General features: G+C 74.0%; 10 protein-coding genes. 1 reads left to right on the forward strand and 9 read right to left on the reverse strand.

Going from position 1 to position 12,289, the window contains the following annotated elements:
* Positions 1-63: 63 nt before the first annotated feature.
* The 6 genes from alaS to O3597_RS14980 form a co-directional block, all read right to left on the reverse strand.
* Entirely contained in the window at positions 64-2,742 is a 2,679-nt protein-coding gene (gene alaS, locus O3597_RS14955) for an alanine--tRNA ligase (protein ID WP_281601517.1), read from the reverse strand.
* The gene (locus tag O3597_RS14960) at positions 2,739-3,044 is read right to left on the reverse strand and encodes a hypothetical protein (RefSeq protein ID WP_093404399.1); all 306 of its coding nucleotides are present in this window, start codon (positions 3,042-3,044) and stop codon (positions 2,739-2,741) included. The genes alaS and O3597_RS14960 overlap by 4 nt, the downstream gene beginning before the upstream one ends.
* Before the next feature lie 25 nt (positions 3,045-3,069).
* Positions 3,070-3,531 (reverse strand): DUF948 domain-containing protein, encoded by a 462-nt coding sequence (locus O3597_RS14965; protein WP_164445188.1) that lies wholly within the window; start codon positions 3,529-3,531, stop codon positions 3,070-3,072.
* Between the two features lie 139 nt (positions 3,532-3,670).
* Positions 3,671-4,297, reverse strand: coding sequence for a hypothetical protein (locus O3597_RS28545; protein ID WP_216592621.1), 627 nt, complete (start codon positions 4,295-4,297; stop codon positions 3,671-3,673).
* 2,465 nt (positions 4,298-6,762) lie between these two features.
* Positions 6,763-8,289, reverse strand: a complete 1,527-nt coding sequence (locus O3597_RS14975) for a replication-associated recombination protein A (protein WP_164445190.1) — start codon at positions 8,287-8,289, stop codon at positions 6,763-6,765.
* Between the two features lie 75 nt (positions 8,290-8,364).
* Positions 8,365-8,574, reverse strand: a complete 210-nt coding sequence (locus tag O3597_RS14980; RefSeq protein ID WP_164445191.1) for a hypothetical protein — start codon at positions 8,572-8,574, stop codon at positions 8,365-8,367.
* 96 nt (positions 8,575-8,670) lie between these two features.
* On the opposite strand from O3597_RS14980, the gene O3597_RS14985 reads away from it, so the two are divergent.
* Positions 8,671-9,405, forward strand: a complete 735-nt coding sequence (locus tag O3597_RS14985) for a GNAT family N-acetyltransferase (RefSeq protein WP_164445192.1) — start codon at positions 8,671-8,673, stop codon at positions 9,403-9,405.
* Here the strand turns inward: O3597_RS14985 and O3597_RS14990 are convergent.
* From O3597_RS14990 to O3597_RS15000, 3 genes are all read right to left on the reverse strand, one after another.
* On the reverse strand, positions 9,363-10,655 hold the full coding sequence (locus tag O3597_RS14990; protein ID WP_281601519.1) for an MFS transporter: 1,293 nt from the start codon (positions 10,653-10,655) through the stop codon (positions 9,363-9,365). The two genes, O3597_RS14985 and O3597_RS14990, sit on opposite strands and share 43 nt — an antisense overlap.
* On the reverse strand, positions 10,652-11,248 hold the full coding sequence (locus tag O3597_RS14995) for a helix-turn-helix domain-containing protein (protein WP_164445193.1): 597 nt from the start codon (positions 11,246-11,248) through the stop codon (positions 10,652-10,654). Before O3597_RS14995 ends, O3597_RS14990 begins: the two co-directional genes overlap by 4 nt.
* Positions 11,249-11,366: 118 nt before the next feature.
* On the reverse strand, positions 11,367-12,185 hold the full coding sequence (locus tag O3597_RS15000) for a sugar nucleotide-binding protein (RefSeq protein ID WP_281601520.1): 819 nt from the start codon (positions 12,183-12,185) through the stop codon (positions 11,367-11,369).
* Positions 12,186-12,289: the final 104 nt, after the last annotated feature.

The raw sequence follows: 12,289 nt of genomic DNA on the forward strand, positions 1-12,289 counted from the left end.
CTCCACCGACAGACGCGTCAGGGCGGGCCGACCCGGCCCGCCCTGATCCGCTGTGCCGCCGACTCACGCTTCAGCGAGCGCCCGCTCGACCGTGAGCAACAGTCGGGGCACCTCCGACTCGGGCAGCCCGCCGCCCTGCGCCAGCTCGGGATTGCCGCCACCACGGCCGGAGAACGCCGCCTTGACCAGGTCGTTGGCGGCAATGCCCCGGCTTCGGGCGGCCGGGTTCACCGCCACCACCAGCGACGCCTTGCCGTTGGCTCGGGCGGCCACCGCGACCACCCCCGGCCGGGACGCCTCGATCCGACCCCGGATCTCCTGGGCGAGAGTGCGTACGTCGTTGCCGGCCGCCCCCTCGGGCGCCTCGGTGCCCACGTAGGCGACCCCGGACACGTCCTTGGCCTGGGCGGCGAGCGCCGCCGCGCCGCCGAGCACCAGCTGCGCGCGCAGCTTCTCCAGCTCCTTCTCCGCGTCGCGCAGCTGGGTGACCGTCTGCTCGACCCGGTCGGCGACCTGCTCGGAGGGAACGCGGTACAGCTCGGCGAGGCGGGACACCAGCAGGTGCTCGCGGGCCAGGAAGTTGAACGCGTCCATCCCGACCAGCGCCTCGACCCGGCGTACGCCGGACCCGATCGACGACTCGGAGAGGATCTTCACCAGACCGAGCTGGCCGGAGCGGGCCACGTGCGTGCCGCCGCAGAGTTCCCGGGCGTAGTCACCGACCTCGACCACCCGGACGTGCTCGCCGTACTTCTCACCGAACAGCGCCATGGCACCGATGCGCCGCGCCTCCTCCAGCGAGGTGATGAACGCGTGCACCTCCAGGTCGGCCAGCAGCACCTCGTTGACCTGCTGCTCCACGTCACGCAGCACGCTGGGTGCCACGCCGGTGGCGGTGTTGAAGTCGAAGCGCAGCCGACCGGGCGCGTTCAACGAGCCGGCCTGGGTGGCGGATTCGCCGAGGAAGTTGCGCATGGTCTGGTGCACCAGGTGGGTGGCGGTGTGCGAGCGGGAGATCGCCCGCCGCCGGCTGGTGTCGATCTCGGCGTAGCCGGTCTCCCCGGCCCGCACCTCGCCCCGCAGCACCCGGGCCCGGTGCACGATCAGCCCCGGCACCGGCTGCTGCACGTCGAGGACCTCGACCTGGCCGCCGCCCACCGTGATCATCCCGAGGTCGGGCTGTTGACCGCCGCCCTCGGCGTAGAACGGGGTGGTGTCGAGCACCAGCTCGATGGTGTCGCCCTCGACGGCCGCCGCCCGCTGCCCGTCGGTGCCGAGCACCGCGCGGACGGTGGACTCACGGGCCACCTCCGTGTAGCCGGTGAAGGTCACCGGACCACCGGCGTCGAGGACCGCCCGGTACGCCGACAGGTCGGTGTGCCCGGTCTTGCGTGCCTGCGCGTCGGCCTTGGCGCGGGCCCGCTGGTCGGCCATCAGCCGGCGGAAGCCCTCCTGGTCGACGGTGAGCCCCTGCTCGGCGGCGATCTCCAGGGTCAGGTCGATCGGGAAGCCGTAGGTGTCGTGCAGCTGGAACGCCTTGTCTCCGGAGAGCGCCGGCCGCCCCGCCGACTTCGTCTCGGTGATCGCGGTGTCCAGGATCGTCGTACCGGCCCGCAGCGTGGCCAGGAACGCGTCCTCCTCGGCGTACGCGTACGCCGAGATCCGGTCGAAGTCCGCGGCCAGCTCCGGGTACGACGGGGCCATGCAGTCCCGCGCCACCGGCAGCAGCTCCGGCAGGGCTCGCTCCTGCCAGCCGAGCAGCCGCACCGACCGGATCGCCCGACGCATGATCCGCCGCAGCACGTAGCCCCGGCCCTCGTTGGACGGGGTCACCCCGTCACCGATGAGCATCAGCGCGGTACGCACGTGGTCGGCGATCACCCGCAGCCGCACGTCGTCCGGGTGCGACTGGTTGGCGGCGTGGCCCGAGTGCGCGCCGTACCGCTTGCCGGTCAGCTCCGCCGCCCGGTCCAGGATCGGGCGGACCTCGTCGATCTCGTAGAGGTTGTCGACGCCCTGCAGGATCGACGCCATCCGCTCCAGGCCCATGCCGGTGTCGATGTTCTTCGCCGGCAGCTCACCCAGGATCGGGAAGTTCTCCTTGTCGGTGCCCGGACCCCGCTCGAACTGCATGAACACGAGGTTCCAGAACTCCAGGTACCGGTCCTCGTCGACCTCCGGACCACCCTCGGCGCCATAGGCCGGCCCCCGGTCGTAGTACAGCTCGGAACACGGGCCACACGGGCCGGGGATGCCCATGGACCAGAAGTTGTCCTTCTTGCCCCGGCGCACGATGCGCTCGTCGGGCACCCCGGTGCGACGCCAGATGTCGTACGCCTCGTCGTCGTCGAGGTAGACCGTCGCCCAGATCCGCTCCGGATCCAGCCCGAACCCGCCGGACTCGACCGACTTCGTGGCCAGCTCCCAGGCGAGCGGGATCGCGCCGTCCTTGAAGTAGTCGCCGAAGGAGAAGTTCCCGTTCATCTGGAAGAACGTGCCGTGCCGGCTGGTCTTGCCGACCTCGTCGATGTCCGGCGTACGGATGCACTTCTGCACGCTCACCGCGCGCCGGTACGGCGGCGTCTGCTGGCCCAGGAAGTAGGGGACGAACTGCACCATGCCGGCGTTGACGAACAGCAGGTTCGGGTCGCTGATGGCGGGCAGCGGAGCGGACGGCACGACGGTGTGACCGTTCGCCTCGAAGTGGGCGAGATACCGCCGCTTGATCTCCGCCGTCTTCATCGCTGGTGTTCCTCCGGAAAGATCTCTCGGTCGCCGACCCGCGGGTCCTCCCGCAGCTCGGCGAACTGGTCGTCGAACGCCTCGCCCTGGGCGAACGCCTCGTGGATCTCGTGCTCCCGCTCAGCCATCCCGGCGCGTACGTCCGCCACGAAGCTACGCAGTTCCTCGACCAGTCCGCCAGCGGATTGCGACAGGTTGTCGGCGATGCCGGCGGGGGTGTAGGCGTGGGCGGCGCGGGTCGCCTTGCGCACCACCACGACACCGACGGCCAGCCCGATACCCAGCCAGAAAAGGCGCCTCATGCTCGTACCTCCCGGTGCCGTCGGGTCAGCGGTTCCCGCGCCGGGCGGCGCGCCGCTGAGCCTTGATGGTGTCCCGCACCTCGCGCTCGGTCTCGGCGTGCCGGCGGGCGGCGGCGGCCTTGCGCACGCCATAGCCGAACGCCGCCACCTTGACCAGCGGGTTGGCCGCGGCGGCGGAAACCACGGTGACCAGGTTGGCGACGTTGGCGCTGATGTTCTGCGCGTGGCCGGTCATGGTGTCGACCTTGGCCAGCTGGAGGTTCACCCCGTCGAGCGAGGTCTGCACCTGCTCCAGGGTCACGTTGACGTTGCGTACGGTGGTGTTGACGTCACCGAGCAGCGGGCCCGTCCGGTCGTTCAGGTCATTGATCATGCGGGTGGTGGCGTCCACGGTGTGCCGCAACCGCAGGATGGGCAGCGTCAGGATCAGCACCAGCATCGCGAACGCGATCGCCGCGATCAGTGCCGCGACCTCCAAAAAGCCCACGCCAGTCCTCCTCAAACAGTGGTTCGGGGCGCACGGATCCGCCAGCCGCACGACCGTCTCGCCCACGTCAACGTCGAGTGGCCGGTCGACGACCGGTCACCACCAGCACCTGACCCTACCGTCCGTGATGAGGATCGGCTCAGGACGGTGGTGACGGCGTCAGGTCGCTCAACGGGTCGTCGGTCACTGTCGGGAAGGGATCCTCGCCGGTGAGCGACGGGTCGGTGCTCGGCTGTGGCCGCGTCCGCTCGTCGTCGATCGCGTTGCGCACCTTCACCGACACCAACGATCCGGGGCACTCCTGCGCCGCGGTGGCCGGGTCGGGCGCCGGCACCACCGCGGGTTCGCCGTCGACGGGCGGTGGCACGCAGGTGCGTTCCCGTACCCAGAGGTCGAGGGTGAGTTCGTCGCGCCGCCAGCAAGTGTAGCTGCCCTTCTCCTCCTGCTCCGGGCAGTAGTTGGGCGTCCACCGCTGCCAACCGTCGCGGGTCAGCGCGGCCTCGTACGCCTGCGCGGTCTCGTCGGGTGACCGGTCGGAGGTGGTGGTGCGTTCCCGCAACCGGCAGTCCAGCAGACACCACGGGCTGCCGGTGACGTCGTCGACCGCTTCCGTCGCCGCCCAGGCCGGCACGTCGAGCTGGTCGAGCGAGGCGAAGACCGGATCCCGGTTCATGGTCTGCACACCGAAGAACGCGGGAAGTACACCGAGCAGCAGGACACTGGCCAGCACCAGGACGGCGGCACGCGACCGGGGGGAGCCCGGCACCTGCCGGCGCGGCTGACCACCGTCGCCCGCCTGGTCGCCCTCGGGCCGGTCGACGTCGACAAACTCCGGCGCGTTGGCGCGTCGAGCCGTCGGTTCCGGGCCGGGGTGCCCGGTCGGTCCGGCCGGTGCCACGACTGCCGCGGCGCGGGCCACCGCCGGAGCCTCGCCGCCCCGCGCCGAAGGCACCGGCGACATGCCGGAGGGTTCGGGGCGCGCCGGATTCCGGTGCGGCGGCATGGCCCGGCCGGCGGGCCGCTCCTCCGGGCGCACCGGAGCACCGGCCCGAGCCGTGACCGGCGAGCCGGTCGGCCCGGTGGCGACGCCCCGGCCGGGCTCGGCGGAGCCAGGGCCGGCGGGACCGACGTCGGGTCGGTGCGGCGACGTCACGGCCGGACCGTCGGGTCGGACCGCGCCGCGCGGCGGAACGCCGGGCGGACCGTCCGGACGCGCCGCACCACGCGGCGCACCGACAGGCGGACCGTCCGGACGCGCCGCACCGACAGGCGGACCACCCGGACGCGCCGCACCACGCGGCGGCGCTGCCGGGGCACCATCGGGTCGCGCCGCACCACGCGGCGGACCGACGGGCGGACCGTCCGGTCGGGCCGCACCACGCGGCGGAACACCGGGAGGGCCGTCGGGCCGCGTCGCGCCCCGCGAGGGCAGATCAGGCGAGCCGTCCGGACGCGCCGCACCACGCGGCGGGCCGTCGGGCCGGGGTGCCGGACCGGTGGCCCCGATCCGGGGCAGGGTGCCGGCCCGACCTGTCGGCTCACGTCCGTCCGGGCCGGGGGCAGCGCCGGCCGGCGGAGTCGGGCGGCCACGTCCGACCGGTGGCCCGTCGGCGCGGCGGGCAGGCCCGGCCACCGGGCGGTCCGGTCCCGACTCGACCCGCCGCCCATCGGCCGGCGCGGCGCCCGCGTTCGGCCGACCGGGAGGACTACCGGCGTCCACGCCACGGCGGTCGCCGATCGTCGGCGTACCACCGGAGGGCGTGCCGGCCACGCGGCCGGGCGGTGTCGCGGGTCGCTTGCTGATCGTGGGCAGCGCCGGGTCGGTGTGGTGCGGTCGTCCGGCCTGCCGGAGCCAGTCGGAGGGCCGCTCCGGTCGGGCGGTGCGGCCCTCGCCCAGCCGCCCTGCGCCGGGTGGCGCCTCGGTACCGGCACCCGCTACCGCGTGCCGTCCGGACGGCTCCTCGGCGGCCGCGCGCCGACCCCGGGTGTCGTCGGCGGTCGGTGGGCCCGATTCGGTGCGCCCGACGGGTGGGGTGCGCGCGGGCCCAGCCGCGGGTGGGCCGGACGGGACGCCGGGAATCGGTGGCGCGTTGCCGGACAGCGGCACCACCGGCCGTTCCTCCTCCGGCTCGGCGGCGCGTCGACGGCCGGCTCGCCGACCGCTGGCCGGAACGCCGCCCGGTCGACCGGCGGCGGGCGTCATGCTCCCGGGCGTTGCACCGGCAGTGGTCGCCGGCCCGCCCCGTTCGGCGCCCCTCGGACCGGCCGGGTCGGCGACCGGTTCCGGTGGCAGGCGGTGGCCGCCGAGCGGCGGCGTCGGGTCCGGCACGCCGGCTGACGGTGGTCCGGCCGGGGCGTCGGCCGGCCGGGGACGGCCCGGCCCGGCGAGACGCCCGGCCCGGCCGTCGGGGACACGGCCAGGATCGGTGCGGTCCGCCGGAGGCGGGCCGGTGACCGTCGTCGGCGGTGCCGGGGCGTGGCCGGGGTCGGTCGAGGGCAGACGACGCGGGCCGGCGGGTGCGGCGTTCGGCCGGATGCCCGGCATCCGACGCTGCCCGGCTGGGCCTGCCCCGGGACCTGCGGGCGGGCCCGACACCGGTCCGGGCGGCCGGCCCGCAGCGATCGGTGCCCCGGACACCGGGCCGGCTTCCGGAGCCGGCCGGGGAGCGCCCCCCGGCACCGGCTCACCGGGATGTGGCCGCCGGGTGGCTGGTCCGGCGGCGCCAGGCTGCGGTGGCCAACCGGCCGGCGGGGTGTTGGCGGCACCGGCCTCGTGACGGGTGGTGGCCGGCGGCGGTGGGACGAACGGCGGGGGGCCCGGGGGTCGTTCCCTGCCCACCGGGGGTGGGCCGGCGGGCGGACGCGCGGGCGGGTTGCCCGGCCAGGGGCCGTCGACCGGACGCGCTCGTGGGGGCTCGGCCGGGCCGCGGCCGGGTGGCGGTGGCACCGGTCCGTCCGGCCCCGGATGGTTGACCGGTGCGGGGGCGGGTCGTACGGGCGGCTCCTGGCCGGGACGCTCCGGCCCACGGCGCGCGGCGGCGGGCGGCTCGACGGCGACGCCGTCAGGGCCCAGCTCGGTGCGCTGCTGCTTGGCCGAACGCAGGTCGTCGATCCAGCCGAAATCCTCGCCGCCGGCCGACTCCTCCGGGGCGGCCTCGGATCTGCCCCGACCCCACCGGCGGCCCTTGCCGCGCCGCGCGTCCGGGCCCTCGTCCGGCCGGTCCGACGATTTCACTGTTGACCCCTCCCGTCGGCGCTCGCGCCGACCTCTTCGGCCACCTGAGCTGTCGTGGCCGTACCACGGTCGCCGTCGTCCTCCCCCGACGACGTCGGCCGGTCCGGCCGACCGCCCCCTGCCGGCTCGTCCGTACGGGCGGGGGTGGACAGCCCGCGAACGATCCGGCGCAGCAACGGTAGCCGGCCGGCCACCGATCGCTCCGCGCCGTGCTGGCTCGGCCGGTAGTAGTCGGTGCCGACCAGGTCGTCCGGCACGTACTGCTGGGTGACCACACCCCGCTGGTCGTCGTGCGGGTAGCGGTAACCGATGCCGTGCCCGAGACCCCGGGCACCGGAGTAGTGGGCGTCGCGCAGGCCCCGGGGCACCGGCCCGCCCCGCCCGGACCGCACGTCGGCGATCGCCGCGCCGATCGCGGTGGTCGCCGAGTTGGACTTGGGCGCGGTGGCCAGGTGGATCACGGCCTGGGCGAGGTTGAGCTGCGCCTCGGGCATGCCGACGTACTCCACCGCGTGGGCCGCGGCGGTCGCCACACCGAGCGCCGCCGGGTCGGCCATGCCGACGTCCTCGCTGGCGAAGATGACCAGCCGCCGCGCGATGAACCTGGCATCCTCCCCGGCGACGAGCATCCGGGCCAGCCAGTGCAGCGCCGCGTCCACGTCGGAACCGCGCATGCTCTTGATGAAGGCGCTGGTGACGTCGTAGTGGGCGTCCCCCGCCCGGTCGTAGCGGACCGCCGCGGTGTCCACCGCGCGTTCGGCGGTGGCGAGGTCGATGTGGTCCCTGCCCAGCGCGCTGGTCGAGCCGGCCGCCGCCTCCAGCGCCGTGAGCGCCTTGCGGACGTCTCCGCCGGCCAGCCGGACCAGGTGCTCCTCCGCCTCGGGTGCGAGGGTGAGCGTCCCAGCCAACCCGCGCTCGTCGACCAACGCGCGGTGCAGCAGCCCGCGTACCGCCTCGTCGTCGAGGGGTCGCAGGGTGAGCAGCACACACCGGGAGAGCAGCGGGGAGATGACCGAGAAGTACGGGTTCTCGGTGGTGGCCGCGAGCAGCGTGACCGTCCGGTCCTCCACCGCGGCGAGCAGCGAGTCCTGCTGGGTCTTGCTGAACCGGTGAACCTCGTCGATGAAGAGCACCGTCGGTGGACCACCCGAGCGCCGCTGTCGCCGCGCCGTGTCGATCACCGCCCGGACGTCCTTGACGCCGGCGGTCAGCGCGGACATGGCGACGAAGCGCCGGTCCGTCGCGGCGGCCACCAGGTGGGCGATCGTGGTCTTGCCGCTGCCCGGCGGCCCCCAGAGGATCACCGACATCGGCGCGCTGCCGGCGACCAACTGCCGCAGCGGCGCACCGGGAGTGAGCAGGTGCTCCTGGCCGATCAGCTCGTCCAGACTGGCCGGACGCATCCGGACCGGCAGCGGCGCGTCCGGCCCGGCCGGGGTGAACCCGCCGACACCGCCGGAACCCACCTGCGCACCGGGCGCTGCGGCGGGTTCACCGAGGGTGAACAGGGCGTCGGACTCCATCACGAGAACAGTACCGGGCTCGGCCGACAACGCCGGAATCGCGCCGTCGACCGAGCCCGGGGTGATCGTTCCCGGTCAGCCGCGGCCCGGGCGGCGGCCCCGGTACCAGCGGCCACCGCCGCCGCCCGGACCCCGGCCGACGCCGGCCAGGTAGAGCGAGAGCAGCAGCAGACCGATCAGGACCAGGGTGTTCCAGTTGAACAGGTCGGGGGCGCCGAGTTTGGTGTCCAGCAGGTCGAGCAGCAAGGCGAAGCCGAAGACGGCGGCTGCGGCGATGGCGAGCATGACGTACCTCCGGTGGGGGTTGCCAGTAGGTCGGCGCGGGATGTACCCGATCGGTCCGCTCGCCAATCTCCAACCACGACGACCTACGCTGGCGGCATGATCGTCGCCGACGAGGCCCTTGACGGGCGGGATGCCATCCTGGCCGCGACGGACCGTCATCCCTTCGTCCGGCACTCACTACCGGATCACGAACCGGCGCGTGGTTGGCGACGCGCCGCAGCCGTGTGCTGGCTGCTCACCGTCGAACACGGGCCGATCGGAGGCGTGATCGGCGCCGCGGCGCCGGCGATCGACCTGGTCGGCGCGGTGGCCGCGGCGGGGAGGGTCGGTGCCGGGCGGTGGATTCACCTGCCCCGTACGGACCCCTCGCCGCTCGGGCCGGCCGTGACCGCTCAGGAGGACTGGGATTTCCGCTGGACGACAGGCGCGCCGCCGGCGCAGCCCGGCGAGGAGCGGGTGGTCCGGCTGACCGAGGCGGACCACCCGGCCCTGACGGCGCTGATCGACGAGGCGTTCCCGACCAGCACCGCCCGCCCCGGCGATCCGAGTGTGCGCGACTGGTACGGCATCCGCGACGGTGACCGGCTGGTCGCCTGCGGCGCCGACCGCACCCGGGGTGAGGTCGGCTTCCTCGCCGGGTTGACGGTGGCACCGCGGCACCGGGGGCGGGGTCTGGGTGCGGCGATCACCGCCGCGATGACCCGGGTCCTGCTGGAGCGGTACGACATGGTGGCACTGGGCGTCTACCCGAGCAACCTGGCGGCGATCCGGCTCTACCGGCGGCTCGGCTACACCGACACGTTCTCGCTCACCTCGGTCCGCTTCGGCTGATTGTCAGCCGAGGCGGACCTCCGGCCGGCCCGCCAGGCGGGCAGGTACAGCGGCGCGGCGACCGCCAACGCGACCGCACCGACCAGCATCGCCGTACTCACCCCGGCCCGGTCACCGATGAAGCCGAGCAGTACGCCGCCGAGCGCGCCGGCCGGCATGGCCACCATCGAGTTCACCGAGATCACACTGGTCCGGTACGGGCCGTCGACCTGCCGATGCAGGAGTCCCATGTGCAGCGGGTTCGACGCGCCGTGCACGGCATAGCAGACGAAGAAGGCGATCAGCACGCCGACCGGGCCGGCGAGCAGGGCCATGCCGACCACCGTGCCGCCCTGCACGATCCGCAGCAGCGCGGCACCGGGCGCGGCGCCCAGCCACCGGACGAGCAACGGGGTGGCCGCCGCGCCGGCCGCCGAGGCCAGCCAGGCGATGGTGCTCGCGGGGCCGAGCAGGGCGGCGGCCCGGTCGGCGGCACCGGCCACCTCGGCCAACCGGATCGGCAGCAGACTCTCGAAGGTGACCATCCCGAAGCCCCAGAACAGCTCGACCGCGACCAGGGCGAGCAGCACCCGGGAACGGCGCAGCAGGCCGAACGCCTCGCCGACCATGCGCGGCGCGGCCCGGACCGACGCCCACAGCGCACCGGGCCCGCGCGCCGGTCGCCGTTCCACCAGCAGGGCCAGCAACGCCAGCAGGGAAACCCCCTGCAGGCCGACGGCAGCCAGCACCGGCGTGGTCAGGGCACTGACCGGCCCGAGCGGACCAAGCGCGACCAGGCCGCCGCTCAACAGGGCACCGGCCGCGATGCTCAGGCCGAGCACGGTGCCACCCTGGCCGAGCCCTTTCTCGTACGCGGCATCCGGGTCGACAGCCAGGGTGCTGTCCACGTACCAGGACTCCAGCGGGCCGCTGTCCAGCGCACGGAACACGCCCTGCAACGCCCAGACGGCGGTGAGCAGGACGAACGAGTCGGCCAGCACCAGCAGGCCCATCGAGACGAGGCCCACCACGCTGGCCGCCACCAGCACCGGCCGGCGACCCAGTGCGTCGGCGAACCCACCGGTCGGCAGCTCCAGGGCGAGCACCACCACCCCCTGGGCGGCGGCGGCCAGCCCGATCTGGGTCAGGGTCAGGCCCCGCTCCTGCATCAGCAGGATCACCACCGGCATCAGCAGGCCGGTCGGCAACCAACGCAGCCCGTGCAGGATCAGAAATCGACGCCGGATCTGGCGTACGGACAGCTCACTCATCGCTTGCGCCCGAGCAGCAACGGGAACGAGGCGAGGAAGATCTGCACCTGCTCGGCACCGGGCTCGCCCGGATCGGCCTCGGCCCGGTAGCGCTCCAGGGTGCGCCACAACTCCTGCTGTAGTTCGATCAGCCGGGCCGCCGGGATGGTCATGAAGGCGTCGCTCATGCCGAAGGCGTCACGCCACTGCGGCGGCCACTCGTCGCGGGCGGCGAACCATCGCTCGGTGTGCTCGACGAAGAGGCGGACCTGCTCGGCCTGGATCCACTCCATCGCGGCCCGGGCGTCCGGGTCGTCGTCGAAGTCGGTGTTCTCCCAGCTGGTCACCTCGTGGGCGGCCCGCCACCAACGCTGCCGGCCGGTGCCCCGGTCGGGCTCCTCGACGACCAGGCCGACCTCGGCCAGCTGGCGCAGGTGATAGCTGGTCGCACCGGTGTTGCTGTCGAGCAGCCCGGCGAGGGTGGTCGCCGTGGCCGGCCCCTTGACCCGCAGCGCACCGAGCAGCCGGGCCCGTAGCGGATGGGCCAGCACCCGGACCTGCCGGTGATCGATCCGGATCCGTCGCGGCGGTGGTCGACGCACTCCTTCGGTCATGGATGCACAATATCTATGCACAACTCCTGTGCACAATAGTTGTGCATAGGAGTTGTCGGCGTGCGGGTGGCTGGGTGCGGGGTGACGGGAGATTGGCCGCCATGTCAGGCAGAAATAGTCATCGACCGGCGGCGAGCAGCTCCGAGACACCGCGCAACCGGGTGCGGAGCAGGCCGACGGCGCGGGTGGAGTCGAGGCGTACCTCGGTGGGGCGCACCACCCCGGCGGCGGCGCCGGTGGTGGTCTTCAGCCCGGCCGGGTCGATGCCCTCCCGGCGGGCCACCAGCAGGCCCAGCTCGGCCCGGCTGACCGCGTCCGGTCCCGCCACGTTCAGCGGGCCGGCGACCTCGACGCCCACCAGTTCCAGCACGGCGGCGGCGAGGTCGCCGACGTCGATCGGGCAGCGCAGCTCGTCGGTGAACAGGGTCGCCCGACCGGCCAGGGCGTCGCGGCAGAGCTGGATCTGCTTGCTCCCCTCCCCCAGGATCAGCGAGGTACGCACCAGCACGGCGCCCGGGTCGACGGCCCGCACCGCCGTTTCCGCCGCCGCCTTCGCCGCCCCGTACGGAAAGATTGGCGTGGGCGGGTCGTCGTCGGCGTACGCCTCGGGTCGCCCGGCGTGCAGGGCGTCACTGGAGATGTGCACCAACCGGGCGCCCACCCGCGCGGCGGCGTACGCCACGTGGGCGGCCCCGTCGGCGGTGACCGCCCAGTCGCCGTACCGGTAGGGGGTGGCGACCACGGCGTCCGGGCGTACCGCCGCGACCAGGTCGACCACCGCGGCCCGCTCGGTCACGTCCAGCCGACGCACCTCGACACCCGGCACCCCGACCTCACCGGAGTGGCACGTCCCCACCACCACCCACCCGCCCCGCACCGCGAGCCGACAAACCTCCCGCCCCAGAAACCCGCTCCCACCAACCACCAGCACCCGCACCGTCGCCCCCTCACCCGCCACCAATACCGTTGATCATGAAGTTGTTGTCACGCCGCGCCGGTCCACGGGACAACAACTTCATGATCGGCGAGGAATCGGGGCGG

This window comes from Verrucosispora sp. WMMA2044 (assembly GCF_027497155.1).
In the GTDB taxonomy this organism is placed as follows: Bacteria; Actinomycetota; Actinomycetes; order Mycobacteriales; family Micromonosporaceae; genus Micromonospora; species Micromonospora palythoicola.